21 protein-coding genes are annotated in these 26,044 nt (G+C 72.3%); 15 read left to right on the top strand and 6 right to left on the bottom strand.

Features of this window, described 5'->3' with window-relative positions:
- Window positions 1-44: 44 nt before the first annotated feature.
- On the top strand, window positions 45-2,084 hold the full coding sequence (locus ACFWWR_RS32675; RefSeq protein ID WP_384307031.1) for a HEAT repeat domain-containing protein: 2,040 nt from the start codon (window positions 45-47) through the stop codon (window positions 2,082-2,084).
- 415 nt (window positions 2,085-2,499) lie between these two features.
- Here ACFWWR_RS32675 and ACFWWR_RS32670 read toward each other — a convergent pair whose 3' ends face one another.
- Entirely contained in the window at window positions 2,500-3,084 is a 585-nt protein-coding gene (locus ACFWWR_RS32670; RefSeq protein WP_383870196.1) for a hypothetical protein, read from the bottom strand.
- A 288-nt stretch (window positions 3,085-3,372) separates the two neighbouring features.
- Here ACFWWR_RS32670 and ACFWWR_RS32665 point away from each other — a divergent pair, with 288 nt between their 5' ends.
- The 4 genes from ACFWWR_RS32665 to ACFWWR_RS32650 all read left to right on the top strand — a co-directional run bounded on the left by ACFWWR_RS32665 (window position 3,373) and on the right by ACFWWR_RS32650 (window position 7,290).
- Window positions 3,373-4,458, top strand: coding sequence for a WD40/YVTN/BNR-like repeat-containing protein (locus ACFWWR_RS32665; RefSeq protein WP_383870199.1), 1,086 nt, complete (start codon window positions 3,373-3,375; stop codon window positions 4,456-4,458).
- 73 nt (window positions 4,459-4,531) lie between these two features.
- The gene (locus ACFWWR_RS32660) at window positions 4,532-5,209 is read left to right on the top strand and encodes a uracil-DNA glycosylase (protein ID WP_383870202.1); all 678 of its coding nucleotides are present in this window, start codon (window positions 4,532-4,534) and stop codon (window positions 5,207-5,209) included.
- Window positions 5,206-6,183, top strand: coding sequence for an N-acetylglucosamine kinase (locus ACFWWR_RS32655; RefSeq protein ID WP_383870205.1), 978 nt, complete (start codon window positions 5,206-5,208; stop codon window positions 6,181-6,183). The genes ACFWWR_RS32660 and ACFWWR_RS32655 overlap by 4 nt, the downstream gene beginning before the upstream one ends.
- A 183-nt stretch (window positions 6,184-6,366) precedes the next feature.
- Window positions 6,367-7,290 carry a sirohydrochlorin chelatase gene (locus ACFWWR_RS32650; protein WP_383870208.1) on the top strand — a complete coding sequence of 308 codons (924 nt, stop codon included), beginning with the start codon at window positions 6,367-6,369 and terminating at the stop codon, window positions 7,288-7,290.
- Window positions 7,291-7,435: 145 nt separating this feature from the next.
- On the opposite strand, the gene ACFWWR_RS32645 is transcribed toward ACFWWR_RS32650, so the two are convergent.
- Both ACFWWR_RS32645 and ACFWWR_RS32640 read right to left on the bottom strand, forming a co-directional pair.
- Entirely contained in the window at window positions 7,436-8,476 is a 1,041-nt protein-coding gene (locus ACFWWR_RS32645) for a lactonase family protein (RefSeq protein WP_384307028.1), read from the bottom strand.
- Window positions 8,477-8,584: 108 nt separating this feature from the next.
- Window positions 8,585-10,204: an FUSC family protein gene (locus tag ACFWWR_RS32640; protein ID WP_384307026.1), complete on the bottom strand. Its 1,620-nt coding sequence runs from the start codon at window positions 10,202-10,204 to the stop codon at window positions 8,585-8,587.
- A gap of 194 nt (window positions 10,205-10,398) precedes the next feature.
- Here ACFWWR_RS32640 and ACFWWR_RS32635 point away from each other — a divergent pair, with 194 nt between their 5' ends.
- The 3 genes from ACFWWR_RS32635 to ACFWWR_RS32625 all read left to right on the top strand — a co-directional run bounded on the left by ACFWWR_RS32635 (window position 10,399) and on the right by ACFWWR_RS32625 (window position 14,846).
- Complete coding sequence (locus ACFWWR_RS32635) at window positions 10,399-10,875, top strand: Lrp/AsnC family transcriptional regulator (protein WP_383870214.1); 477 nt, start codon at window positions 10,399-10,401, stop codon at window positions 10,873-10,875.
- 19 nt (window positions 10,876-10,894) lie between these two features.
- The gene (locus ACFWWR_RS32630) at window positions 10,895-11,596 is read left to right on the top strand and encodes an HAD family hydrolase (protein WP_383870222.1); all 702 of its coding nucleotides are present in this window, start codon (window positions 10,895-10,897) and stop codon (window positions 11,594-11,596) included.
- 445 nt (window positions 11,597-12,041) lie between these two features.
- The gene (locus tag ACFWWR_RS32625; protein WP_384307023.1) at window positions 12,042-14,846 is read left to right on the top strand and encodes a beta-L-arabinofuranosidase domain-containing protein; all 2,805 of its coding nucleotides are present in this window, start codon (window positions 12,042-12,044) and stop codon (window positions 14,844-14,846) included.
- 172 nt (window positions 14,847-15,018) lie between these two features.
- On the opposite strand, the gene ACFWWR_RS32620 is transcribed toward ACFWWR_RS32625, so the two are convergent.
- Window positions 15,019-15,810 carry a LysR family transcriptional regulator substrate-binding protein gene (locus ACFWWR_RS32620; RefSeq protein WP_384307020.1) on the bottom strand — a complete coding sequence of 264 codons (792 nt, stop codon included), beginning with the start codon at window positions 15,808-15,810 and terminating at the stop codon, window positions 15,019-15,021.
- A gap of 58 nt (window positions 15,811-15,868) precedes the next feature.
- Between ACFWWR_RS32620 and ACFWWR_RS32615 the strand changes: the two genes are divergently transcribed.
- Together ACFWWR_RS32615 and ACFWWR_RS32610 are read left to right on the top strand one after the other, a co-directional pair.
- Window positions 15,869-16,258 carry a DUF5997 family protein gene (locus ACFWWR_RS32615; RefSeq protein ID WP_383870230.1) on the top strand — a complete coding sequence of 130 codons (390 nt, stop codon included), beginning with the start codon at window positions 15,869-15,871 and terminating at the stop codon, window positions 16,256-16,258.
- Between the two features lie 60 nt (window positions 16,259-16,318).
- Window positions 16,319-18,493 (top strand): hypothetical protein, encoded by a 2,175-nt coding sequence (locus tag ACFWWR_RS32610; protein ID WP_383870232.1) that lies wholly within the window; start codon window positions 16,319-16,321, stop codon window positions 18,491-18,493.
- Between the two features lie 133 nt (window positions 18,494-18,626).
- Here the strand turns inward: ACFWWR_RS32610 and ACFWWR_RS32605 are convergent, their stop codons facing one another.
- Together ACFWWR_RS32605 and ACFWWR_RS32600 are read right to left on the bottom strand one after the other, a co-directional pair.
- Complete coding sequence (locus ACFWWR_RS32605) at window positions 18,627-19,487, bottom strand: fructosamine kinase family protein (protein WP_384307017.1); 861 nt, start codon at window positions 19,485-19,487, stop codon at window positions 18,627-18,629.
- On the bottom strand, window positions 19,484-20,407 hold the full coding sequence (locus ACFWWR_RS32600; protein ID WP_383870238.1) for a phosphotransferase family protein: 924 nt from the start codon (window positions 20,405-20,407) through the stop codon (window positions 19,484-19,486). The genes ACFWWR_RS32605 and ACFWWR_RS32600 overlap by 4 nt, the downstream gene beginning before the upstream one ends.
- 197 nt (window positions 20,408-20,604) lie before the next feature.
- Here ACFWWR_RS32600 and ACFWWR_RS32595 point away from each other — a divergent pair, with 197 nt between their 5' ends.
- The 5 genes from ACFWWR_RS32595 to ACFWWR_RS32575 are packed head-to-tail and all read left to right on the top strand — an operon-like array spanning window position 20,605 to window position 26,005.
- Window positions 20,605-21,939 (top strand): ABC transporter substrate-binding protein, encoded by a 1,335-nt coding sequence (locus ACFWWR_RS32595; RefSeq protein ID WP_384307015.1) that lies wholly within the window; start codon window positions 20,605-20,607, stop codon window positions 21,937-21,939.
- Entirely contained in the window at window positions 21,936-22,841 is a 906-nt protein-coding gene (locus ACFWWR_RS32590) for a carbohydrate ABC transporter permease (RefSeq protein ID WP_384307013.1), read from the top strand. The genes ACFWWR_RS32595 and ACFWWR_RS32590 overlap by 4 nt, the downstream gene beginning before the upstream one ends.
- Window positions 22,838-23,782: a carbohydrate ABC transporter permease gene (locus tag ACFWWR_RS32585; RefSeq protein ID WP_383870248.1), complete on the top strand. Its 945-nt coding sequence runs from the start codon at window positions 22,838-22,840 to the stop codon at window positions 23,780-23,782. The genes ACFWWR_RS32590 and ACFWWR_RS32585 overlap by 4 nt, the downstream gene beginning before the upstream one ends.
- A 58-nt stretch (window positions 23,783-23,840) precedes the next feature.
- The gene (locus tag ACFWWR_RS32580) at window positions 23,841-24,749 is read left to right on the top strand and encodes a 5-dehydro-4-deoxyglucarate dehydratase (protein ID WP_384307011.1); all 909 of its coding nucleotides are present in this window, start codon (window positions 23,841-23,843) and stop codon (window positions 24,747-24,749) included.
- Window positions 24,746-26,005, top strand: coding sequence for a glucarate dehydratase family protein (locus tag ACFWWR_RS32575; protein WP_383870253.1), 1,260 nt, complete (start codon window positions 24,746-24,748; stop codon window positions 26,003-26,005). Before ACFWWR_RS32580 ends, ACFWWR_RS32575 begins: the two co-directional genes overlap by 4 nt.
- Window positions 26,006-26,044: the final 39 nt, after the last annotated feature.

The raw sequence follows: 26,044 nt of genomic DNA, 5'->3' as shown, positions 1-26,044 counted from the left end.
GTGCAGACTCACGATCAGTTGGGACTTCGCCTGGGGAGGACAACGTGTTCACGGGGATCGACGAGGTCGACTGGGCCTCATTGCGGCACGCGTACGGCAGTGCGGAGGACGTGCCCGGTTGGCTGCTGGGACTCGCCTCGGCGGACCCGGCGGAGCGGGAGGCCGCGCTGGACCGGATGTACGGCGCCGTGCACCACCAGGGAGACGTGTACGACTCGACGCTGGCCTGCGTTCCGTTTCTGTTCGCGCTCGTGGCGAGTGCGGAGGTGGCGGACCGGGGCGGCATCGTCGAACTTCTGGTGAGCATCGGGCAGGAGGGCGGGGAGGGGGAGCCGGGCGGTCCCCGCGACTCGGCCGGTCACGCGGTCCGTACCCGGGCCGAGATCTTCGCCGACCTGAGCGGGGACGCGGACGCGGCGGTGCGCGGGGCCACCGCGGGCGCTGTCGTGCGGTTCGTCGACGAACCGGCCCGGGTGCTGGACCTGCTCAGGGAACGGATCACGGTGGAGCGGGACGACCGGGTCCTGATCGCGCTGGCGGAGAGCCTGGGCCTGTTCGTACGACGGCACCCCGATCACTCCGCCGAGGCGCTGGAGCTGCTGGTCGCACAGAGCGCGGCGCCCTGCGGACCGGCCTTACGGCTCGCCGCGCTCGGCCGGCTGGCGGAATGCGCCCCCGAGCGGCTCCCCTCCGACCTGGTCCCCCTCGCCGTCCGGCTGCTCAGGGAGAGGTCCGCGCGGCGGCCCTCGGGGCCGGAGGAGACGGAGGGTCCCGGCACGGACACGCTCGTCGGCCGGTTGCGGCGGCTGCGGCCCTCGGACGAGGAGGGCTCGCAGTTGCTGCGGACTCTGCACAAGGCGCTCGACGACCGGGTGGACGACCGGATCGCCCTCCTGGAAGGGCAGCTGACCTGCCCGGACGCGACCGACCGGTGCAACGCCGTGTGGATGTCGGCGGGGCTGATGCGGGAGTGGCGGGCGGACGCCGCAGGGCTCGTCACGCTGATCGGGGCGCAACTGGGGACCACCCAGGACCGGTTGCGCGATGCCGCGGTGTCCGTCCTCACGGACCTCTTCGAACTGGCTGCCCCCGCCGCCGACGACCTCGCCGCGCTGGTGTCCGACCGTCCCGACCTGTGGGTGCGGCGGTGGGGGCAGGGGGTGCCGATGCTCGGCGGTCCACTCAAGGCGCTTGCCCACAGCGGGGATCCACGGGCGGTGCCGGTGCTGGCGGAGGTGTTGGCCGGGCGGGTCGTGCCCGGTGATCTGGGGCAGACGGTCCGCCATCTGGGCCAGGACGTGGCGCCGCTGGTGCCCGTGGTGCGGCGCAGGCTCGGGGAGATACCCCTGGACTCGCCGCAGACGCCCGCCCGTGCCGTACCGCTGCTCTCGGTGCTCGGCGCACTGGGGGACGCCGGCCTGGGTGCCATGCCCGGAGATGTCCAAGAGGCCTTCCCGGAGGTGCTGCGGCTGGTGCGGGACACGCTTCTCGTGCCGCGGCCGGGTGACGCCTGCGTCGAGATCGCGCTCCGGGCGGTGGGCACGTTCGGGTCCGCCGCGCGGGAGGCCGGACCGCTGCTGCGGGGGTTGCTGGACACCGAGTACGCGAGCGCGGCGGCGCGTGCGCTGTGGGAGGTGGAAGGGGACGCGACGGTCGTTCTGCCTGTCCTGTTGAGGGAGTTGGCGGGAGCGGAGCCTCGTCGTCGCCGGTCGGCCGTGGCGGCGCTGTCGCACATGGGTGCGCGGGCGCGTTCCGCGGCGCACGCCCTGCGGCCTTTGGCAGAGTCCGGTCATCCGTGGGAGCGGGCCATGGCCGCGTGCGCCCTGTGGCGGACAGGCGGTGACACCGAGACGGTTTTTCCGACGCTGCGTACGGTCTGGGCAAAGAGCCCGGACGCGCGTGGCACGATCGCCGAGTGCCTCGCCGGGACGGGTCCGGCCGGGGCGCCCCTGCGTGACCTGCTGGAGGCGGAACTGGCCACGCGGCGGCGCCACTTGGCGCTGCCCGGACGCTGCGGCAACCACGACATCCGGAAGGACGAGCGGTTGCTGCGGCTGTGCCGCGCGGCGCTGGCCGACGGGTAGGCGGGCGGTCGCTGGGCCGTGCCTCGCCGGCCCGACGGGCAGGCGGGCGGCCGCTGTGCCGCGCGGGCCCGCGTGCAGGTGCCATGGGCACGCGGACCGGAGCGGCGCCGTGCCGCTGGGCGCCAGTCGACGGGTAGGTAGGCGGGACGGGCAGTTGCTGCGCCGTGCGGGTCCGGGAGCCGGAGTCATGGGCACCCGGACCCGCGCGGCGCCCTGCCGCGCGGCGCCGGCCGACAGGCAGGCGGACCGGGCCGCCGCTGTCACGCGCCGGCCCCAGTGCCGGAGTCATGGGCACGCGCAGCGAGTGGCTCCCTGCCCGCGCGGCGCCGGCCGACAGACAGGCCGGCAGGCGGGCCTGGTGGTCGCTGTGACGCGCGGGCCCGCGTGCCGTGCCGTGGCACGCGGATCCGGGCGGTCAGCCCGTCGTGCGCCCCCACAGTGGGCCGAGCAGCGCCCACTCCGCGTCCCACCGCTCCATGCGCCGACGCTCCAGGCGGGCGCACAGCACCCGGCCGCACACGAAGGGGACGCCTCCGGCGCTCACCCCGATCAGGCCGCCGATCAGGGCGGCCCGCAGCCGCGCCTGGGACTCGGTGGCGGGCTTCGAGACCAGGCGGCCCTCCGGATCCGTCCACACCGTGACCGGCGCCCCGAAGGTGCTGCCGGGCGGGACCCGGACCTGGCCCGTGTGCGCGGAGCCGTCCGCCGCCCTCCAGCGCACCTCGGCCCACACCCGCTCGCCGCTCGCCGTCTCGGAGGGCGCGTCGGCCGTTCCGGGCGCCTGCTCGGTGAGGCGGGCCGCGACGGGCCGCCACTCGGCGCGCTCCCGTGCCAGTTCGTGCTCGACGGACCAGGTCACCGCCAGGCCCGCGAGCACTCCGGCGAGGACGGTGAGCATCCAGGCGCCGAGCACCACCCAGGCCTCCAGCATGTCGGCCCCACGTTTGAGCGGATTGCGCCGCCAGCGCCACAGCCACACCCTCGGACCACGGAACGCCATCGAAGGCATCCTCCTCATCAGCGCCAGAAGTGAGCGCACGAACACGCCGTACCGCACTCGCACTCCCATACGGGAGACGCCCCTTCTATGCTCACGCCAAGTTCCCCGCTCTGCCTCTCCGCGGGTCCCCCGACGGGGCGGAATCCGCCCGAAACGAACCCACGAGCCTCCCTCACGAGTTACCCTCGCCGCGCTGACCTGCGGCGAAGCCCTTTCCGGGGGTGACTGTCAGTGGTGGGGTGCAGACTGGCGGATGTCTGAGACGAAGACGTCGCGGAGGTGATCGGCATGACCGAAGTACTGCTCGCCGTGGGCACACGAAAAGGCCTGTTCGTCGGACGCAGGCGAGGTGGCGCCTGGGAGTTCGACGAGAGCCCCTACTTCAACGCGCAGGCCGTGTACTCGGTCGCCATCGACACCCGGGGCGAGCGTCCGCGGCTGCTGGCCGGCGGCGACAGCGCGCACTGGGGGCCGTCCGTGTTCCACTCCGACGACCTGGGCCGGACCTGGACCGAGCCGTCGCAGCCGGCCGTCAAGTTCCCGCAGGACACGGACGCTTCGCTGGAGCGGGTCTGGCAGCTGCACCCGGCGGCCGCCGAGCCGGACGTGGTGTACGCGGGCACGGAACCGGCCGCGCTGTACCGCTCCGAGGACCGCGGCGAGAGCTTCGAGCTGGTCCGCCCGCTGTGGGAGCACCCCACCCGGTCCAAGTGGGTGCCGGGCGGCGGCGGTGAGGGCCTGCACACCGTGCTCACCGACAGGCGGGACCCGCGCGCGGTGACGGTGGCCGTCTCGACGGCGGGAGTGTTCCGTACGAAGGACGGCGGCGCCAGCTGGGAGCCGTCCAACTCCGGTGTCTCGGCGGTGTTCCTGCCGGACCCGAACCCGGAGTTCGGCCAGTGCGTACACAAGGTCGCCCGGGACGCGGCGAACCCGGACCGGCTGTATCTGCAGAACCACTGGGGTGTGTACCGCAGCGACGACGCGGGCGCGCACTGGACGGACATCGGCGAGGGCCTGCCGTCCACGTTCGGCTTCACGGTGGCCGCCCATCCCCGCCGCGGCGACACGGCGTACGTGTTCCCGATCAACGCCGACGCCGACCGGGTTCCCGCCGACCGCCGATGCCGGGTCTTCCGTACGGCGGACGCGGGCAAGAGCTGGGAGCCGCTCACCGCGGGCCTGCCCCAGGAGGACCACTACGGCACGGTCCTGCGGGACGCCATGTGCACGGACGACGCCGACCCGACGGGCGTGTACTTCGGCAACCGCAACGGCGAGGTGTTCGCGTCGGCGGACGACGGCGACAGCTGGCGGCAGTTGGCCTCACACCTGCCGGACGTGCTGTGCGTGCGGGCCGCGGTCGTCGGATGACCGGGAACCGGTTACCGAACGGCCTTGGCCACTGGTTGATCTCCGCTGCCTGTACGGCAGTAGGGTGACGCCCGTGGCTCCACGACCCTTGCATGAAATCGTCGAACCGGGCTGGGCGCAGGCCCTTGAACCCGTCGCCGGGCGGATCGCCGACATGGGCGACTTCCTGCGCGCCGAGATCGCCGCCGGACGCACCTACCTCCCGGCCGGACCGAATGTCCTGCGGGCCTTCCAGCAGCCCTTCGACGAGGTGAGGGTCCTGATCGTCGGACAGGACCCCTACCCGACGCCGGGACACGCGGTGGGCCTGTCGTTCTCGGTCGCGCCGGACGTGCGTCCGCTGCCCGGCAGCCTGATCAACATCTTCCGCGAGCTGAACACCGACCTGGGGCTGCCGCAGCCGTCCAACGGCGATCTGACGCCGTGGACCCAGCAGGGCGTGCTGCTGCTCAACAGGGCGCTCACCACGGCGCCGCGCAGCCCGGGGGCACACCGCGGGAAGGGCTGGGAGGAGGTCACCGAGCAGGCGATACGCGCCCTGGCGGCGCGCGGCAAGCCGCTCGTGTCGATCCTGTGGGGCCGGGACGCCCGCAATCTGCGTCCGCTGCTCGGCAGCCTGCCGTCGGTGGAGTCCTCGCACCCCTCGCCCATGTCGGCCGACCGCGGCTTCTTCGGTTCCCGCCCCTTCAGCCGGGCCAACGACCTGCTGGTCGGGCTGGGCGGACAGCCGGTGGACTGGCGCCTGCCGTGACCGGTGCGGGGGACGGATTCCTCGCCGTCGACTCCGGCGGCTCCGGCCTCCGTGTCGTCGTCGGCGTCCCCGGCCGCGGTCCGCTCGCCCAGCGGGAGTCCAGGGAACCGGTTCGCACGGGTGGCCGGGGGATCGATCCGGGGCACTTCATGCAGCAACTGGCGCCCATGGTCAGTGCGTTGACCGCCGAGACGGACGTCGCTCCGGGTACGGCCGTCGTCGGTGCCGCCGGACTCGCCACTCTGGGCGAGGCGTTGCGCGCGGAACTCCCGACGGCACTGGCTCGGGAGTTCGGGGTCCGTACGACCGCCCTCGTCGCCGATGCCGTCACCGCCTACACCGGTGCCCTCGGTCCGCGCGCCGGGGCGGTCGTCGCCGCCGGAACCGGGCTGATCGCGATCGGCACCGACCTCGCGAACTGGCGTCGCGCGGACGGCTGGGGCCATCTGCTGGGTGACTGCGGCGGCGGCGCCTGGATCGGCCGGGCCGGACTGGAGGCGGCACTGCGCGCCCACGACGGGCGGGACGGCGGCTCCGTACGGCTGCTGGCGTGCGCCGAGGAGTTGTTCGGCCCGATGCCGGAGCTGCCCGGCCGGCTGTACCCGCGCACCGACCGCCCCGCCGTCCTCGCCTCGTTCGCGCCCCAGGTGTCCACGTGCGCCGCCGACGACCCGGTCGCCGCGGACATTCTGCGGGCCGCGGCCCGGCACATGGCCGACTCCGCGGCTGCCGTCTGTCCGACGGCGGGACAGCCCCGGGTCGCCCTCACCGGCGGCCTGTTCAAGTTGGGTGACGCTCTCGTCGTACCGCTGGAGGAGGAGCTGGCGAGGCGGTTGCCGCACGCGCGGCGGGTGGCGGCCGAGGGCGATCCGCTGCACGGCTCCGTACGCATCGCGACCGACCTGGCCGCCGGTTCTCTCACACTGCCGGGTGACGAGAGGATGCTGTACGTGGTGACCGTGAAGGGTGATTGATCCCGTGGCACCACAGGTGTCCGACAAGTACCTCTTCGCACCCCGGGACTTGTGGCCGGCCGCCGCGAAAACCACGGATCACTTCGGATCCGTACGTAACTCATCAGACAAAACCGGACGGATACCGCTCACCTGCACCCTCCCCGAACAGGGGAACCCCGGAAGCCAGTAACATGCGACGCCATGAGCTCCCCCACTGGGCCCGCGTCCGGCCTGCCAGTACGAATGCCGCGACCTCGCCAGCCCGGGCGGCACCGCCGACCCGAGCCGCTGGCGGCTCCCGAGGGCGCGCCCGCGCTCGTGCTCGCGGTGCCGGGCACCCCGGGCATCGCCACGCGCAGTCTCGCCGACGAGGTCGTGAGCATCGCGCGCTCCGAGCTGCCCGGTCTGGATGCCCGGATCGGGTACCTCGACGGGGACGACGCGGAGTTCCCCACGCTGCAGGCCGTGCTGGTGCACGCCGCCAGGGAGCGCTCCGCCCGTTACGAGCAGGCCAAGGCCGCCGGTGTGGACGTCCGGGAGCCGGACGGCCCCGTGGCCGTCGTCGTACCGCTGCTCGCCGGCCCGGACAGCGCACTGCTGCGCCGGATCCGCCAGGCCGTGATGGACAGCCGGATCGCGGCCGACCTGACCGACGTGCTGGGCCCGCACCCGCTGCTCGCCGAGGCGCTGCACGTGCGCCTGTCCGAGGCCGGTCTGGCCCGCGCCGACCGTGCCCGTCTGTTCACCGTGGCGACCGCCGCGGACGGCATCATCCTGGCCTCGGTGGGCGGCGACGAGGCCGTGCAGGCCGCCGGGATCACCGGCATGCTGCTCGCCGCGCGCCTGGCCGTGCCGGTGATGGCCGCGGCACTGGACCAGGAGGGCTCGATCGCCTCCGTCGCCGAGCAGCTGCGGTCCTCGGGCTCGCAGCAGCTGGCGCTGGCGCCGTACCTGATAGGGCCGGAGATCGACCCGGGGCTGGTCGCGGAGGCGGCCCGGGAGGCGGACTGCTCCGCCGCCGAGGCGCTCGGCCCGTATCCGGCCATCGGCAAGCTGGCCCTGGCCAAGTACACGACCGCGCTGGGCATCGCCCCGCAGCAGCCGCAGGGCGCGCCGGTCCGCTGACGCGCACGGCACGACCGTACGGCGAAGGGCCCGCTCCGCATCCGGGGAGCGGGCCCTCGCCATGTCCGGGCCGGAGCCCGGGCGGTGCCCGGGTGGGTTCCGGCGGCGGCTCAGCGGCTTCGGCGGCTTCAGCGGCGGCTTCGGCTCAGCCGATGACCACGCACGACGCCGCGGGGACCTCGACGGAGCCGCCGCGGCACGGCAGTCCCGTGTCCGGGTCGACGGCGAACCAGGAGACGTCGCCGGAGCGCTCGTTCGCGGCGTACAGGAAGCCGCCCGACGCGGTGATCGCCCGCGGCCAGCGGCCGCCGCAGGGCACGGTGCCGATCAGCCTCAGGCTCTCACCCTCGCCCTCGACGGCGAAGGTGGACAGGACGTCCTCGCCGCGGGTTGCGGTCCACACGAAGCGGCCGTCGGGCGAGACGGCGATGCCCGACGGGTAGGCGTCACCGCTCGGGGAGCCGGGCAGGATCGGCGCCTCCACCAGCGGCTTCAGCGTGCCCTCCGCGGCCTCCCACCGGCAGACCGTGACGGTCGGGGTGAGTTCGTTGACGACGTAGGCGTACGAGCCGTCGGGGTGGAAGGCGAGGTGGCGCGGCCCGGAGCCGGGCCGCAGGGCGGTCTCCCGGTGCAGAACGGGAGCGCCGCCGGTCAGGGTGCACACGCGCACGGAGTCGGTGCCGAGGTCGACGCTGACAATCCAGCGTCCGCTCGGGTCGGGCTGCACCTGGTGCGCGTGCGGCCCCTGCTGGCGGAGCGTGTGCGGGCCCGAGCCGGTGTGGCGGAGCACGCCGGACGGCGCGTGAGCGAGGCTGCCGTCGGCGCGCACGGGCACGGCCGTGACGCTGCCCGAGCCGTAATCGGCGGTCAGGACGTGGCCGGCGTGGACGCTGAGGTGGGTGGGCCCGTTCCCGCCGGTCGGTACGGGCGGGCCGGCCGGCTCGGGCGTGTCGCCGTGCACGCGGTACGCGGCCACCGCGCCCGCGGCCGTCTCGCTGACCGCGTACAGCGTGTTCCCGTCCGGCGCCAGGGCCAGATAGGAGGGGTCGGGGAGGCCGTCCAGGCTGTTCAGGACGGTGAGCGCGCCGGTGGACTCGTCCACGTCCGCCGTCACGATCCCGGGGCCTCCGGCCGCCGTGAAGGACCCGAAGAAGGCCCGCTGTCTCCGCCTGCCGCCGTTTGCCACCGCGGTCCCCTCTCGGTCCGGTGCCGTTCGGGGTGACGGTAGCAGCCGATCATGTGAGGTCTAGACCAAAAGAGTGGGATTCATCGGGCCTACGAGGGGGGCAGGCTCTCAGGCACCGACCAGCGGAGAGCCCGACGGCCTCCGCAAGGGAGCGGCGAGTTCCGCGAGGGCGCGCTCCAGACCGTGCAGGTGGGCCAGCGCGGGGTCCGCGGCGGGCGGCCGGGGCGGGGGCACCGCGGCGGATTGCCGAGGCACGGGCAGAGCGGCGGACGGCCGAGGCACGGGCACCGCGGCAGACGGCCGGGACCCAGGCACCACAGCAGACGGCCGGGACGCGGGCAGCGTGATGTGGTCGCGCGCGCCCGCGTCGAGCCCGTCGCCGATGAGCGCCTCGACCGCGGCCTCGACGCGCCAGCAGGCCGCGGCGAGGCGGGCGTCGTGCGAGGCCTCCGGGTCGGCGGCCACGGCGACCAGGCCGCGGATCTCGCGGGCGCAGTCGTCGAGCAGGGCCAGCACCCGGCGGGCGCGCCGCTTGCGGCCGAACATCGGGTTGAGCGGGTGCACGAGCGGGGCGACCGACAGCCGTACCCGGCCGAGCAGCTGCTCCAGTTCGGCCACCCGGGCCACCGGGTCGGCGCTCGCCCCGCCGGCGAGGCGGGTGGCGGCCTCCGCGGTGCAGGCGTGGACGCAGCGCAGGGCCCGCTGGATCCAGGCGTCGGTGACGGTGTGGGTGGTGACGGGCAGCACGAGGAGCACCGCCAGCACGGCGCCGAGCGCGCCGATCCCGGTCTCCGCGAGCCGCAGGGCCAGCAGCGCGGGGTCGAGGACGCCCAGCAGGCCGTAGAGGAGCTCCGCGAGAAGTGTCACGCAGAGCATCATCCAGGTGTAGGACACGGCGGCCGTGTAGAAGATGCCGAAGACGCAGGCGGTGAGCAGTACGGCCGTGGGCAGTGCGGTCCCGTGCAGGGGGACGGCGAGGAGCAGGCCGAGACCGATGCCGATCACCGTGCCGAGGACGCGGCGGAAGCCGCGGACCAGGGTCTCGCCGCGCGAGGTGGTGTTGACGAAGATCCACCAGGTGGCGCCGACGGCCCAGTACCAGCGCTGTCCGGACACCAGTTGGCCCACCACGAGGGCGAAGCCCGCGCCGGCGGTCGCCTGGATCGCCTGGCGGGTGGTCACGCGGGCGAGGCCGGTGCCGCCGGGCGGGGCGGGTACGGGGGCCGGGGGCAGGCGGCGCTCGTAGCACCACAGGCCGAAGCGGACGGCCGCGGCGGTGAGCACGGACAGCACGACGGCGGCGTACAGCTCGGGCAGCTGGTCGGTGGTCGCGTGCAGGAACTGGGCCACGAAGAAGGTCATGAAGGCGAACACGCCGAGGCTGTGTCCGCGCGGGCCCCAACGGCGCGCGTACACGCCCGCGCCGACCACGGCGAGGAAGGCGAGGTCCCGGGCGAGGGGGTGCTCGTGCAGTTCGGCCGCGGCGGCGAGCACGGGCAGACCGACGGCGGGCAACAGCGCGGTGGTGACTGCCTGCCCGCGGACCGTGGTGTCCGTGACGGTGAACAGGGCGAGCAGCGCGGCGAGGCCGCCGGTGACGGCAGCGACAAGGGAGTGCCCGGCGAGTCCGCACAGGACGACCGCAAGTGCGATGCCCAGCACGGCGCGGGTGGCGAAGCGCAGCCTCGTCCGTCCCGGGTCCGGCGCCACGAACATCCTCTTCAGCACTGCTCCCCGCCCCTTCGCACACCGGCATGAAAAAGGCGCCGCGGGATCCGCAGCGCCATCGACGTGCCCATCAGAGCACCAAGGCCACACCTGGCTCAAGCGCCGCCTGGAATACTGGACCATTGGCACAGACAGAACCGATTCGGCACGTCCATCGGCGAGCCATCGGACCATGTACGAGGAGGCCGGACGCCATGGCCGTGGACGAGCTCGACACCCGCATCCTGCGGCTGTTGCTGGAGCAGCCCCGCACGAGCGTGCGCGAGTACGCCCGCATTCTCGGGGTCGCCCGAGGCACACTCCAGGCCCGCCTGGACCGCCTGGAGCGGGACGGGGTGATCACCGGCACGGGGCCGTCGCTGTCCCCCGCCGCGCTCGGCCACCCTGTGCTCGCGTTCGTGCACATCGAGGTCACCCAGGGCAACCTGGACGACGTGGGCGACGCGCTGGCCGCCGTACCGGAGATCGTCGAGGCGTTCTCGATCACGGGCGGCGGGGATCTGCTGACGCGGGTCGTGGCGCGGGACAACGCGCACCTGGAGGACGTGATCCAGAAGCTGATCAGCCTGCCCGGCGTGGTCCGTACCCGCACCGAGGTGGCTCTGCGCGAACGTGTTCCGCAGCGACTGCTGCCGCTGGTGGAGTCGATCGGGCGTTCGGCCCGGAAATGACCTTTGAGATCGTGAAGTCATGAGCAATCTCGACGGCATCTCAGTCATCTTCGATCTCGACGGAACGCTCGTGGACAGCGAGCCGAACTACTACGAGGCGGGCCGGCAGACCCTGGCCGAGCACGGCGTCCCGGACTTCACCTGGGAGGACCACGAGCGGTACGTCGGCATCAGTACGCAGGAGACCGTCGCCCACTGGAAGGAGCTGTACGCGCTGCGCGCGCCGGTCGAGGAGCTCCTGGCCGCCAAGAACCGCCGCTATCTGGAGTTGGCGCGCGCCTCCGCCTCCGCGTACCCCGAGATGCGCCGGTTCGTGGAGCTGCTGGCGGGTGCGGGCGTCGCGATGGCCGTGGCCTCGGGTTCGTCGCCCGAGGCCATCGGGGCCGTCCTGGCCGGCACGGGCCTGGACAGGTACCTCCAAACCGTCGTCTCGGCCGACGAGGTCGTGCACGGCAAGCCCGCCCCCGACGTGTTCCTGGAAGCGGCCCGCCGGCTCGGCGCGGATCCGTCCGCCTGCGTGGTCGTCGAGGACGCGGCCCCGGGCGCGGCAGCCGCGCACGCGGCCGGCATGCGCTGCATCGCGCTACCGTACGTGGCCGCGCAGGCCGGCGACCCGGAGTTCGCCACCGCGGACCTGCTCCTGCACGGCGGACAGGCGGAGTTCACGGCACGGTCCGCGTACGACTGGCTCGTACGGACGGTTTCGGTGGGGCCGCGGTAGCCGACCGAGGGCAGCCGGGCTCGATCACCGGAGTTCGTCGAGGCTCTGGTCGAGCCGCGGGCCGACGGTTCGGCCCGCGGCCTGGTCCCGTGGTGCTCCCGGCATGGGATCGACGTGCTGCCGATTCCCGCCGGAGCGCTCCCCACCGTCCATCATCATGTTCACGTAGGCGCCGCCCGCCGAGTACGGATGGAGGGCGGGGCCCTGACGGAGTGCCCGCCTCGCGCACGGCCCGGCCCCTTGGCGAGTGGCAGGACCGCTCTACGGAGGATGGCCGGACCGGGCCCGTGGAGAACGGCGGGACCGGCCCCCTGGAGAACGGCCGGAACTCGAAGCTCCCGCCCCGTTGACCCTCACCCTCACCATCCCTATCGTCTGGTCGATTATCCGCACAGCGTTCGCAATCCCGAACATCCGCATTTTGTGGACCCATGGAGGCGCACACATGGCACCGCCCCTCTCCAGACGGCACCTTTTCCAGGCCGCCGCGCTCGCCGCGGTGACCCCCGCGATCTCTAACGCGGCGACCGGCCGGGCAGTCGCCGCAGTTTCGGAGGAACCGTCCGTGTGGACCGTACGACCGTTCTCGCTCGAGGACGTGAAACTGGGGCAGGGCGTCTTCGCCGACAAGCGGCAGTTGATGCTCGACCACGCCCGTGGCTACGACGTGAACCGGCTACTGCAGGTCTTTCGCGCCAACGCCGGCCTCGCCACGGGCGGCGCCGTCGCCCCCGGCGGCTGGGAGGGCCTGGACGGTGAGGCCAACGGCAACCTGCGCGGCCACTACACCGGTCACTTCCTGACCATGCTGGCCCAGGCGTACGCAGGCACCGGCGAGCAGGTGTTCGTCGACAAGACCCTGACCATGGTCGAGGCGCTCACCGAAGTGCGCGAAGCGCTGCGTCACGACCCGGTCGTGCTGAACTCCCCCGGAAAGTTCGGGACTTCGGCGGAGAACGTCCGCGGCTCCTACCAGTACGTCGATCTCCCCACCGGCGTCCTCGACGGCGCCTCGGCGCTCACCCTCTCCGCCTGGGTGAAGCCCACCCACGACGCCAACTGGACCCGGATCCTCGACTTCGGCAACGACACCACCCGCTACCTCTACCTGGCCGCCCGCAACGCGAACGGCGTGCCCCGCTTCGCCGTCACGACGAGCGGTGCCGGCGGTGAGCAGGGCCTCAACGGCACCGCCGCGCTGCCGCTGAACCAGTGGAGCCATCTGGCGGTGACGATCGCGGGCGGCACGGGCACGCTGTACGTCAACGGCACGGCCGTCGCGCAGAACACCTCGATGTCCCTCACCCCGGCGGTCCTCGGCGCCCTCGCCCACCACTGGCTCGGCCGCTCGCACTACTCCGCCGACCCGGTCTTCGCGGGCGCCTTCGACGAGTTCAACGTCTGGTCGCGCGCCCTGACCGCCTCCGAGGTCGGCGAGTTGCAGGGCAGCCGGGCCGCCGAGGTCTCCGCCGGCCGGGGCGACCTGGCGTCGTACGCCTTCGACGAGACCACGGGCTCGGCCTTCGCGGACGCCTCCGGCCGGGACCTCACCGCGACCCTGCGCCGCACCTGGGGCGCGCCCAGCCATCCCGGGTTCCTGGCGGCCTACCCGGAGACGCAGTTCATCGAGCTGGAGTCGCGGACCAGCCCGGACTACACCAAGGTGTGGGCGCCGTACTACACCGCGCACAAGATCCTCAGGGGCCTGCTGGACGCGTACAGCGCCACCGACGACGCACGGGCACTCGACCTCGCGTCGGGCATGTGCGACTGGATGTACTCCCGGCTGTCCAAGCTGCCCGACGCCACCCTCCAGCGGATGTGGGGCATCTTCTCCAGCGGTGAGTTCGGCGGCATCGTCGAGGCGATCGTCGACCTGCACTCGCTCACCGGCAAGGCCGAACACCTCGCGCTGGCCAAGCTGTTCGACCTCGACAAGCTCATCGACGCCTGCGCGGCGAACACCGACATCCTCGACGGGCTGCACGCCAACCAGCACATCCCGATCTTCACCGGGCTGGTCCGGCTGTACGACGCGACGGGCGAGGAGCGCTACCTCACCGCCGCGAAGAACTTCTGGGGCATGGTCGTGCCGGGCCGCATGTACGGCATCGGCGGCACCAGCACCACGGAGTTCTGGAAGGCCTCCGGGGTGATCGCGGGGACGATCAGCTCGACGACCGCCGAGACCTGTTGCGCGTACAACATGCTGAAGCTCAGCCGGATGCTGTTCTTCCACGACCAGTCGCCGAAGTACATGGACTACTACGAGCGGGCGCTCTACAACCAGGTGCTCGGCTCCAAGCAGGACAAGGCGGACGCGGAGAAGCCGCTCGTCACGTACTTCATCGGGCTGACGCCCGGTCATGTGCGGGACTACACGCCCAAGCAGGGGACCACCTGCTGCGAGGGCACCGGCATGGAGAGCGCGACGAAGTACCAGGACTCGGTGTACTTCAGGAAGGCCGACGGCACGGCCCTCTACGTCAACCTCTACAGCCCGTCCACGCTGACCTGGGCGGAGAAGGGCGTCACGGTCACCCAGACCACCGACTACCCGAGGGAGCAGGGCACCGAGCTGACCATCGGCGGCGGCCGCGCCACCTTCGAGCTCCGGCTGCGTGTGCCGTCCTGGGCGAGTGCCGGGTTCCGCGTCACGGTCAACGGGCGTGCGGTGTCCGGCACTCCGGTTCCTGGAAGCTACTTCGCCGTGTCCCGGACGTGGCGCAAGGGTGACAGGGTGTGCGTCTCCCTACCCTTCCGGCTGCGGGTGGAGAAGGCCCTCGACGACCCGTCGCTGCAGACCCTCTTCTACGGCCCGGTCAACCTCGTCGCCCGCAACCCGGCCACGGAGCACCTGCCGTTCGGCCTGTACGGCAACGCCGCTCTCTCCGGCGACCTGCTGCCCACCCTGACGCCCGTGAGCGGCAAGCCGCTCCACTACACCCTGGACGGCACCGAGTTCGCCCCGTTCTCCGAGGGGACGGAGGATCCGACGCACGCCTACTTCCGGCGTTCCGAACCGCGCGTGGTCTTCGGCGCCGTCGACTCCGGGGTGGCCAACCCGGCGAAGGCCGACGGCACCACGCTGCTGGACGAGATCTGGGCCGCGGCCCCGTTCCGCGGCAAGGGTGCCCTGGTGTCCCGGGTGCGGTCCACGGTGGACGCGTGGGTGGCCGCCGGGCTGCTCGCCCGGGCCGACGGCGACAAGGTGGTGAGTACGGTGCGGGAGGCGTCCTTCACGCCCTGATCGATGTGCGAAGCCCGGTGCCGGAGGCCCTTGTCGGCTCCGGCCCCGGGTCCCGCGTGCGCCGTGCAAGGCGGACGTCATCGTGGCGGGGGTTCGCTTCCCGCGGGCCCTGATCGGAGATGTGGCAGGCCGGTGATGGAGAGCCGGCATCTCACGTCCTGACGGACTGCTCCTAGGACCGGCGTCGGGGCTTGCCGCGCCGCGCGCCCTTCCCCGTGGAGCCGCCGGAACCACCGGAACCACCGGCACCGCCCCGGGCACCCCTGCCCGCCGACCTGCCCGCGGCCGGCTTCCGTGCCCCGCCCTTGGGTTCGGCCCGCTTGCGCTCGGGCCGGGCCTCGGCCGGGGCCTGGGCCCGGCCGCGCGTGCTGTTGACCGTTCGTCCGCGGACGATTCCGATGAAGTCCTCGACGAGGTCGGTCGTCGCCTCCTCGGGCCAGGCCAGGGCGACGTCGGACCGGGGTGCGTCCACGAGGGTGCGGTAGGTGAGGTCCTTGCGGTGGTGCAGGCGGGCCAGGGACTGGGGGACGACGAGGAGGCCGATGCCCGCCGCCACGAGTTCGACGGCGTCCTCGGTCGAGGCGGGGCGTTCGAAGGCGGGCTGTCCGGGCGGCCGCTCCCAGTCGAGGACGTCGTCGAGGGGGTGCAGCACGATGTCGTCGGCGAGATCCTCGGCCACTACCTCGTCGGCCGCCGTCACGACGTGGTCCTTGGGGACCACGACGACCGTCGTCTCCGTGTAGAGGGGGATCACGCTGAAGACCGTACGGTCGACGGGGAGCCGTACGAGCGCCGCGTCCGCGTCCCCGGCGCGCAGCACGTCGGACGCCTCGGCGGCCGACACGGCGACGAGCTCCAGGCGGACGTCCGGCAGGCGTTCCTGCCAGATCCGCACCCACTTGCCGGGGGTCACTCCAGGGACGTACGCGAGCCGGAACGAGGGGGATGCTGGCGAGCCTGTCACCACGCCAGGCTACCCGCCGTGGTCGGACGTCTCGTGCGCGGTCGATAGTCTGGACACCATGAAGTCGCACCAGAGCACCCAGACGATGAAGCCCGCGACCGCGGCGAAGAAGCTGGGTGTGTACCTCCCGGCCACCCCTCAGGAGTTCCAGGACGGGGTGGTCACCCGCTCCGAGCTGAACGAGCTCCAGGCGAACCCGCCCGCGTGGCTGCAGGAGCTGCGAAGCAACGGCCCGCACCCTCGCCCGGTCGTCGCGGCGAAGCTCGGCGTCTCCATCGCCGGTCTGGCGCGCGGCGGGGTCACGGAGCCGCTGACCACCGAGCAGATCGAGGCGCTCAAGCAGGACCGGCCGGAATGGCTGGAGAAGGAGCGCGCCACCCAGGCCGAGGTGCGCAGGGAAGCGGTGCGCGTCAAGGAGAAGAAGGCCGAGCAGGACCAGCGTTCCTGACTCGAACACCGGTCGAAAACTCCGGTGCGGTGGCGTGCGCCGTTCTGCGATCATCCGGGGATGGTCGAGAGTCTGGAACCGCTGGTCGTCCGGCACACCCACCGCCTCCCCTCCCCCGCCGGACCCGCCGGTGCGGGGGAGGTCGCGGCGCGGCAGTTCGACGCCGCGCTGATGTCCGTCGGCTTCAAGCTGTCGGCTCAGCTGCTGGAGCGCCTGTCGGGGCTGTCCGAGGGCACGGTCGTCGACACCGCCGTGCGCACGCTGCGCACGGTCCGTGAGATGGTCGGCGACCACGTCCAGCACAACGTCTACTTCGTCGACTTCCCGGCCAACGTGCCGGACACCTTCGACTTCTGGATGCGCTGCATCGCCGAGGCGCTCGACGACAGCACGGCGCGGGCCGGCGTACTGCAGCAGCTGCGCCGGGGGGTGGTCGACCTGCTCACCCTCCCGTCGTACGGCCGCTACCAGCACACGTACGCCGAGATGCTCGCCGCCCACGACGAGCTGATCGCCGCGGCGGGCGACCGGATGACGGTGCTGCACCTCGGCGGCGCGCTCGACGACGAGGTCACCGGCCTGTACCTGGCCCTGGCCGGCAGCGCCACGCCGCTGGGCGAGGAGGGTCTGCGCGACCTGAAGGCGCTCGCGGAGCAGTGTGCGAGCGGGCCCCAGCCGGAGGCGATCTCGGTGCGGGAGAACCGTGCCGTCGTCAACGAGGCCCGTCTGAAGGTGGGCGCGGACCTGCTGCTGGACACCGTCACCGACGTGCTTCGGCTGGCGTGCGCGCTGTCGGGCGGTGACGTGACCCTGCAGGAGCCGACGCGGTTCCGGGCGCTGTCGCGCCCCGTGCGGCGTGCGCTGCTCGCCGGTCTGGACGACGTCGTCGCCGCGGTCCCGGCGAAGCTCGCCGACGTCCACGCGCACCGCGAGGAGTTCAAGCGCCTCGGCGAGCGGCTGCACCCGCACGAGTACCCGCGGTGGCCGCATGCCGGCGAGGTGTTCGCCGTCGCGCGCGGCGAGCTGAAGGCGCCGTCGTTCGACAGCCGGGTCGAGGAGCTGCTCGGCGCGGGCGACGTGGTGGCGGCGGCCGGGATGCTGAAGTCCGCTCCCGGCAGGCTGTTCCGGGCGCTGGACCGGCTGCTGCGTACGGCCGTCACCGAGGAGGAGCGCGAGACCGTCGTGGCCGCCGCCGAGGAGGTCGCCCCCTCGGTGGCTGGTCGGGTCGTGCTGTCGGTGCGCGAGCACCTGCACAACCGCTCCGACGAGTCCGGTCATCGGCGTGTCTTCATCAACCGCCTGGGCCGTGCCTGGGTCGGCGACGAGGACCGCCCGCCCCTGCCGGCACCGGAACGGGACCGCCTGGTCGCCGCACTCGACGCGGAGATCAGCCGCCGGCTCCCCGCGCCGGGACACCTGCTGATCGACCCCGATGTCCTGGACGTGGCGCTCCCGCTCAGCGGGAAGGCCACCGCGGCGGGCCTCGGCGTGCTGCCGCGCGGCTCGGTCTCCCCGGTCGACGGGGAGCTGCTGCGCTTCTTCGTGTACTGGAAGCAGAGCGAGCGCACGACGGACTACGACCTGTCGGCGCTGACGCTGGGCGCCGACTACGAGACGGTCTCCTGGCTGTCGTACACCAACCTCACCGCCGTGGACGGCGAGCACTCCGGTGACATCGTCGAAGCGCCGGAAGGAGCCTCGGAGTTCATCAACCTGCGTCTCGGCGCCGTGCGGGGCACCTTCGTGGTGCCGCAGGTCAACCTCTTCTCCGGGGAGGGCTTCGAGGAGGTCGAGGAGTCGTTCTTCGGGTTCATGCTGCGTGACGGCGAGCAGAAGGGCCGGCCGTTCGAGGCGCGCACGGTACGGATGAAGTCGGAGCTGCGGGGGCCCGGCCGGGTGGCGTTGCCGCTGGCGTTCGTGCGGGGCGAGGACGGCCGGTGGTGTGCCAAGTGGCTGCACCTGTACCTGAAGGGCACCCCGACGTCCAACCGGGTCGAGGGCAACCGGGTCTCGGTCGCCACGCTGCTGCGCGGCATCGTCGAGCGCGAGCAGCTGACGGTGCGCTACCTCACGGAGCGGATGGCCGACGGCGCCACCACCGGCATGACGGTGTGGGACGGCAAGTCGGTGCCGGACCGGCCGGTCACGTACATCGGCCTGGAGCGCCCCGAGGGGCTGCACCCGGACTCCCGGATCATCACCCTCGAAAATCTGCGCGACTTGATCCCCGACTGACTGCTAGCGTTGACCACGGCGAGGCCATGAAGGGGCTTCCTTCTCAAACTCCCTTGAAATTAGTCCCTTCGCTTTCCTCGCCCTCCACGTCACGCCGCAAGGCGTTCTTCGTACGACGGCCCGGGCGCGCGGATCAGCGCGCCAGGGCCGTTCGTGCTTGTGCGAGGGCCTGTTCGGCGTAGCCGCGGCCGAAGAGCACGGTGTGCACCAGCAGCGGGAAGAGCTGGTGCAGGCCGATGCGGTCCGCCCAGCCGTCGGCGAGCGGCGCCGCCTGCCGGTAGCCGTCCAGCACCTGGTCCAGGTGGGGGCAGCCGAAGAGGTGGAGCATCGCCAGGTCGGTCTCGCGGTGGCCGCCGTGCGCGGCCGGGTCGATGAGGTGGACCTCGCCGTCGGTGCCCCACAGGACGTTGCCGCTCCACAGGTCGCCGTGCAGCCGGGCGGGCGGTTCGGGCGGGCCCGCCAGGTCGGGCAGGCGCGCGCAGACCTCCTCGACCACGGTGGCCTCGGCGGGGCGCAGGGTGCCGTCGTCGACCGCGCTGCGCAGGTAGGGCAGCACCCGGTGCTCGGCGTACCAGGCCGGCCAGTCCGTGCCGTCGGCGTTGCGCATCGGGGCGCGTCCGATGTACGCGTCCCTCGGGCCGCCGGGCGGCGGGGCGCCGAACGCGGGTGCCCCGGCGGCGTGCAGGGCGGCGAGGTCCCGGCCGAACCGGAGCGCCGCACCGCCGGTGGGCCGGCCCCGCGGGACCCGCTCGATGACCAGACGACGCCCGTCGTGGCCGTACACGGTCGGCACGCGGACCGCCCCCGCGTCGGCGAGCCAGCGCAGCCCGGCCGCCTCGGCCTCGACCGCGCCGGGCCCCTCCCCCGGCTTGACCACGACCACCGGACCGCCGTCGAGGGTGACTTCGGCGAGTGTCCCGGACAGCGGGCGCACCGCGGTGACCGGGTGCCCGGTGAGGCGCGCCGCCACGGCACCCGGCTCCTCGGGCGTCACGCCGTACCGAACCATGCCTCGGCGAGGGAGGTCAGCGTTCCCTCGGCGGGTGCGCGCAGTTCGCGCAGGTACCAGGGAAGGTTGCTGTACACGTGCAGCAGTGTGCAGGCGAGCAGTTCGGCCGGCTCGAAGGCCTGGCCGTACGACGCGGTGAGGCGGGCCAGCAGTCGGGGGTCGCCGCGGGTGACGAACAGGCCGACGCCGACGAAGTCGTACGCCCTGTCGCCGATCATGGCCGGCTCGAAGTCGAAGAGGCCGGTCAGCCGGGAGCCGTCGGGGGCGACGAGGAAGTGCTGGGCCATGACCTCGGTGTGCAGCAGCGCGGGCCGTGGGCTGCGCGTGAGGTTGACCGAGGCGAGGAAGTCGGGGATCTGCTCCAGCCATGCGGCGGGCAGTCCTTTCCGGCGCTGCTGTTCGACGGCGACCGCATGCCTGCGGTCCAGGAAGGCGCCCCAGTCCCCGGGGCCGAGGACGTCCGCGAGGGGTGCGGGGTCGAGGGAGTGGAGTACGGCGAGGGTCTCGCCGATGTCGGCGACGAGCCGCTCCTGGTCGGTCCGGTGCAGGCGGTCCCAGCCGTGGGCCAGGTTCTCGCCGTGCAGGCGGGTCATCAGGACGTACTGCCAGCCGTTCTCGTACGGGCCGAAGTCGCGCACCCGCGGTGTGGGGACGGGCAGCAGCCCGTGGAGGTGGGACAGCACTCGGCCCTCGGCGACGCCGTCCCGGGCGGCGGAGGACGGGAAGAGCTTGAGGACGAGGTCGTCGCCCACCGCGTAGACCGGCTGCGACCCCTCCGGGAAGCGGGTCAGTGGTGCGTCGGTCAGCCCGAGTCGTGCGCAGAGGTCGCGCGCGCCGGCCCGCATGACCGTCTCGTCCGGGACGACCGCGTCCCATTCCTCGTCCGTTTCCACCAGAGGCAGCACGCCCGAGACGGTAGGCGACCGTCTTGGCCCGTGACAACGCGTTTCCGCGGGAAGCGGCTCCAGGGACCGATATGCGGGTGTGTGTGACGCTGGTGAAATGTTTCAGCATTGTATTGACATACGGATGAAACGATTCGTAGCTTGGGCGATCATTTAGATTCGTGAAGCGAGTTCACGGATATGAACGGAGAGTGCCCATGGGCGATCGCCGACGAAGTCGCCGCCTGGCCGCCGCGCTGACTGCCGCGGGATTGATGTGCGGAACGGCCGCCTGTGGCGCCGGTTCCGACAGCGCCGGGGGCGGCGACCCGAACACGCTGGAGGTGTGGACCCGGAGCAATCCGGACTCCGCCGCGACCTACGACCGCGTCTTCGCCGCCTTCACCAAGAAGACCGGCATCAAGATCGACTATCAGCCGGTCGTCAACTTCGACCAGCAGCTGCAGAGCCGGGCGTCCACCAAGGACCTGCCCGACGTCATGATCAACGACACGGCTCTGATGGGCAGCTACCAGAGCCAGGGCCTGCTGAAGCCCATCGCCCCGGACGCGATCGCGGGCCACGCCCAGATCACCGACAAGTCCTGGTCCTCCACCGTGGGCATCGACGGCAGGCACTACGGCATCCCGTACTCCCGCCAGGCCCAGACCCTGATGATCCGCAAGGACTGGCTGGACAAGCTCGGCCTCGAGGCGCCCACGACCTGGCAGGAGATGCTCCAGGTCGCCAAGGCCTTCGCCACCGAGGACCCGGACGGCGACGGCAGGGCCGACACCTACGGCATGGTCGTCCCCGGCAGCGCCCAGAACGGCTACGCCGCCTGGTGGGGCGCCAGCTACCTGTGGCAGGGCGGCGCGAAGATCATCGAGCCCGACGGCAAGGGCCGTTACCGCCCCGCCATGGACTCGGCCGCCGCCGTACGGACCGTCACCTGGCTGAAGGACAACCTCTTCTGCGGCACCGAGAACGTCGTCCAGCCGGGCGCGCTCACGGCCATCACCGGCAACGCCACGAACTTCCAGGACGGCAACGCGGGCATGTACCTCACCGGCCCGTACAACATCACCACCTTCGACGCGACGCCCGGCAAGGACACGTACGAGGTCGTGGCCGCCCCGGCCGGCCCCGCCGGGTCCGACGTGCTGGCCGACGGCGAGAACGTCTACTTCGGCGCCAAGACCGGCAAGGCGAAGCAGGAGCAGGCGCTGGCCGCGTTCCTGATCTCCCCCGAGGGCCAGCGGATCGCCATGACCAGCGTCGACGGCCACCAGCCGGTCGTCCGCATCCCCGTCAACTCCGCCCTGGACGCGGCGACGGTACGCGACGACCCCCGCTGGAGCGTCGTACAGAAGGCGTACGAGGACACCTCGGAGCAGTTCCCGAACGCGCCGGACTTCGCCCCGATCAAGCAGGACACCGCGGACAGCCTCAACGCGATCTTCACGTACTGCGGCAGCGACGTCAGCTCGAGCCTGAAGGAACTCAACGACACCCTCGCCGGTGACCTCAAGGACCAGGACCTGTTGAAATGACCGCGACCGTCACCACGCCCCAGCGGCGCAGAGTGCTCACCAAGAGGGCGGCCCTTCCCTGGGTGTTCCTCGCCCCCGGCCTGCTGCTCGCCCTCGTCTTCAAGTTCCTGCCCATGGGCAAGGGCATCTGGCTCAGCTTCTTCGACGTACGGCCCTTCCTCGGCGACAAGTGGGTCGGTCTCGACAACTACACCCGGGTCCTGACCGACCACCGCTTCCAGGACGCGATCGGCCACACCCTGCTCCTCGGCCTCGGCCAGTCGCTGGGCGCCATCCTCGTCGGCTTCCTCCTCGCCCTGCTCCTCGAGGGCCAGGCCCGCTCCCTGAAGATCATGCGCACGGCCGTCTTCCTGCCGGTCGTCACCGCGACCGCCGTCGTCGGCGAGATGTGGCGGCTGCTGTACTACCCGACCTCCGACGGCCTGATCAACCACGGCCTCGGCTTCCTCGGGCTCGGGCCCACGCCGTTCCTCGACAACCCGGACACCGCGCTGTGGTCGACCATGGTCATGAGCATCTGGATGCTCGCCCCCTACAACATGGTGATCATCCTCGCCGGCCTCGCGGGCGTGGACCGGACCCTGTACGAGGCCGCCGCGATGGACGGCGTCTCGCTGTGGCAGCGGCTGCGCTACGTGACGCTGCCCGCCATCCGCCCCGCGCTCGGCATCGTCCTCACGCTCGCCGCGATCCGCGGACTGCGCGTGTTCACCGAGGTGTACGTCCTCACCGGCGGCGGCCCGGCCGGGTCCACCGAGGTCTGGATGACCCGCGCCTACAGTCTCGGCTTCACCCGCAACGACATCGGCGGCGCCTCCGCGGCCTCCGTGCTGCTGCTCTGCGTGACCCTGCTGCTGACCGTGACGGTCAACCACTTCCGCAAGAGGGGAGACGTGCGATGAGCGCACCCACCATCGACACCGTCCGCACGTCGGTGCCCGGTTCACCGGCCGGGAAGGCCTCGGCCGGGCAGCGGGCCACCCCCGCCCGCTTCGACACCGCCCTCGGCTGGAGCGACCGGCCGGGCGTGGGCTGGGCGTTGCGGATCCTGCTCTGCGCGATCGCGCTCGGCGTCTTCGCGGCGCCGTTCCTGACGATCCTCTCCGGCGCCTTCACCGCGCACGCCAGCGGCTCGTCGCTGTCCTTCCTCCCGCACGACAGCACGCTGCAGAACTTCGAGGTGGCGGGCGAGCGCGGGATCTGGGACTACTTCACCAACTCCCTCGTGATAGCGGGCGGCGCGCTGCTGCTCCAGCTCGCGGTGTCGGTGCTCGCCGCCTACGCGCTGGCCCGGCACAGGTTCCGCGGCCAGGCGCTGATCCTGACCCTGTTCATGCTGACGATGATGCTCCCCGAGGAGGTCATCGCGATCCCGCTGTCCCTGGTCCTCGGTCACGTCCCCGTGGTCGGCGTGGACCTGAAGGGAACGGCGTGGGGCGTGATCCTGCCGCTCGGCGCCTGGGGCTTCTCCGTGATGCTCCTGACCGAGTTCATGAAGGACATTCCCGCCGAGATCGAGGAGGCCGCCCGGCTCGACGGCGTGGGCGAGTTCAGGATGCTGTGGCAGGTCGTCCTGCCGCTGTGCAAGCCCGCCCTCGGCGTGGCCGGCGTACTCGGCTTCGTCATGATCTGGGACCAGTACCTGCTGCCCCTGATCGCCTCCAAGGACCCCACCGACTACACGGTCACCGTCGCTCTGTCCATCCTGCGCACCGACCCCGAGGTCGGTTCCGGTGTGGTGCTCGCCGGTGCGGTCATCGCCCTGATCCCCAGCCTGATCGTCTACCTGCTCCTCCAGCGCTCGCTGGTCACCGGCATCGCCGCCGGGGCCACCAAGGGCTGACCGAGCCCACGTTTCGACCTGCCCCCATGTTTCGACCTACCCCCACGTTGAGGGAGACATGAAGTTCCACGGAGTGCTGTTCTTCCCGGTCACGCCGTTCGCCGCGGACGGCTCGCTGGACGAGGAGCGGCTCGCCCGGCACATCGAGGCCGGAGTCGCGGCCGGCGCGGGCGGCGTCTTCGTCGCCTGCGGCACCGGCGAGTTCCACGCGCTGACGCCCGAGGAGATCGAACGGGCGACACGGATCGCCGTCGAGGCGACCGCGGGGCGGGTGCCCGTCCTCGCGGCGGCCGGCGGCCCCGTGCCGGTCGCCCGCGACCAGGCGGCCCGCGTCGAACGTGCCGGCGCCGACGGCATCCTGCTGCTGCCGCCCTACCTGGTGAGCGCCCCGCAGCAGGGCCTGGTGCGGTACGTCAGGGAGGTCACCGACGCCACCGGGCTGCCCGTCGTCTTCTACCAGCGCGGCACCGCCCGACTCACCGAGTCCACGGCCGCCGAGATCGCTTCCCTGCCCGGGGTCGTCGGCCTCAAGGACGGCCTCGGCGACATCGAGCGGATGCACCGCATCGTCCGGGCCGTGCGCGCACTCCCGGACGGGCGGGACTTCCAGTTCTTCAACGGCCTGCCCACCGCCGAGATGACCGCGCCCGCCTACCGCGGCATCGGCGTCGACCTGTACTCCTCCGCCGTGTTCGCCTTCGCCCCGGAGATCGCCCTGGCCTTCCACCGGGCGCTCGCCGAGAACGACGAGGCGCTCGTGAACACCCTTCTCGACGAGTTCTACGGCCCTCTGGTCGAGCTCCGTGACGAGGTCCCCGGATACGCCGTGGCGCTGGTCAAGGCCGGGGTGACCCTGCGCGGCCTGGACGTGGGCGGCGTACGGGCGCCTCTCGTCGACCCGACGCCGGAACACGTCTCCCGGCTCGCGAAACTCATCGACCACGGCCTGGAGGTGACCGGCGCATGAGCAGGTCCGGTGACACGAGGATCCGTGAGCTGATCATCACCCCGATCGCCTTCCGCGACCCGCCGCTGCTCAACTCCAACGGCGTCCACGAGCCCCTCGCCCTGCGGGTGGTCCTCCAACTCGTCCTGGAGGACGGCACGGTGGGTCTCGGCGAGTCGCCGGGCGGCACCGCCCGCCTGGAGCGGCTTCAGGCGGCGGCGAAGGTGGTCGTCGGCATGGACGTCTTCGACACGACGGCCCTCGCGGCCGCGATCGACGCCGCCCTGCTGCCGACCGTGCCCAGCTCCCACGAACGCGGCTGGACCACCTCCGCGGTGGAGGTCGCCTGCCTCGACGCGCAGGGCAGGCTGCTCGGGCGCCCGGTCGTCGACCTGCTCGGTGGGGCGGTCCGCGACTCCGTGCCGTTCGCGGCGTACCTCTTCTACAAGTGGGCCGAACACCCGGCTCTCGACGGCCGCGCGGCCGTGGGCGACGAGTGGGGCGAGGCGCTGGACCCGGCCGGGATCGTCGAGCAGGCCCGGCTGATGCAACAGCGGTACGGCTTCAGCTCGTTCAAGCTGAAGGGCGGGGTCTTCCCGCCGGACGAGGAGATCGCCGCGATCAAGGCGCTGGCGGAGGCCTTCCCCGGACAGCCGCTGCGCCTGGACCCCAACACCGCCTGGACGGTGGAGACGTCGACGTACGTCGCCCGTGAACTGGACGGTGTACTGGAGTACTTGGAGGATCCGACCCGGGGCATCCCCGGCATGGCTCAGGTCGCGCGGGACTCGCCCCTGCCACTCGCGACCAACATGTGCGTGATCGCCTGGGAACACCTGAAGCCGGCGGTCGAGCAGAACGCGATCCAGGTCCTGCTCACCGACCACCACTACTGGGGCGGGCTGCGCCGCACCCGCGAACTGGCCGCCGTCTGCGAGGCGTTCGGGCTCGCGCTGTCCATGCACTCCAACTCGCACCTGGGCATCAGCCTCGCCGCGATGACCCATGTGGCGGCGGCCATCCCCAACCTCGACCACTCCTGCGACACGCACTACCCGTGGAACTCGGCCGACGACGTGATCGTCCCGGGCGTGCTGGAGCTGCGCGACGGCGCGGTCGAGGTGCCCACCGGGCCCGGTCTCGGCGTGGAACTCGACCACGACGCCCTGGACCGGTTGCACCGGCTGTACGTGGACTCCGGTGTGCGCACGCGGGACGACACCGGTTACATGCGGCGGATCCAGCCGGAGTACGAGCTCAAGCTGCCGCGTTGGTGACAGATCCGCCCCATCCTCGATGAGGCGGACGGTGCGTCG

The sequence above is a fragment of the Streptomyces sp. NPDC058678 genome, from assembly GCF_042714835.1.
Taxonomy (GTDB): Bacteria; Actinomycetota; Actinomycetes; order Streptomycetales; family Streptomycetaceae; genus Streptomyces.
Note: the sequence above shows the minus strand (reverse complement) of the source record. Positions and strands in the feature narration are given on the sequence as shown.

Bases quoted from the DNA above. Each gene is read 5' to 3' on its own strand.
- ACFWWR_RS32670 (WP_383870196.1), bottom strand. From the start codon at position 3,084: ATGGCGTTCCGTGGTCCGAGGGTGTGGCTGTGGCGCTGGCGGCGCAAT.
- ACFWWR_RS32665 (WP_383870199.1), top strand. From the start codon at position 3,373: ATGACCGAAGTACTGCTCGCCGTGGGCACACGAAAAGGCCTGTTCGTC.
- ACFWWR_RS32650 (WP_383870208.1), top strand. From the start codon at position 6,367: ATGAGCTCCCCCACTGGGCCCGCGTCCGGCCTGCCAGTACGAATGCCG.
- ACFWWR_RS32635 (WP_383870214.1), top strand. From the start codon at position 10,399: ATGGCCGTGGACGAGCTCGACACCCGCATCCTGCGGCTGTTGCTGGAG.
- ACFWWR_RS32630 (WP_383870222.1), top strand. From the start codon at position 10,895: ATGAGCAATCTCGACGGCATCTCAGTCATCTTCGATCTCGACGGAACG.
- ACFWWR_RS32625 (WP_384307023.1), top strand. From the start codon at position 12,042: ATGGCACCGCCCCTCTCCAGACGGCACCTTTTCCAGGCCGCCGCGCTC.
- ACFWWR_RS32615 (WP_383870230.1), top strand. From the start codon at position 15,869: ATGAAGTCGCACCAGAGCACCCAGACGATGAAGCCCGCGACCGCGGCG.
- ACFWWR_RS32610 (WP_383870232.1), top strand. From the start codon at position 16,319: ATGGTCGAGAGTCTGGAACCGCTGGTCGTCCGGCACACCCACCGCCTC.
- ACFWWR_RS32595 (WP_384307015.1), top strand. From the start codon at position 20,605: ATGGGCGATCGCCGACGAAGTCGCCGCCTGGCCGCCGCGCTGACTGCC.
- ACFWWR_RS32590 (WP_384307013.1), top strand. From the start codon at position 21,936: ATGACCGCGACCGTCACCACGCCCCAGCGGCGCAGAGTGCTCACCAAG.
- ACFWWR_RS32585 (WP_383870248.1), top strand. From the start codon at position 22,838: ATGAGCGCACCCACCATCGACACCGTCCGCACGTCGGTGCCCGGTTCA.
- ACFWWR_RS32580 (WP_384307011.1), top strand. From the start codon at position 23,841: ATGAAGTTCCACGGAGTGCTGTTCTTCCCGGTCACGCCGTTCGCCGCG.
- ACFWWR_RS32575 (WP_383870253.1), top strand. From the start codon at position 24,746: ATGAGCAGGTCCGGTGACACGAGGATCCGTGAGCTGATCATCACCCCG.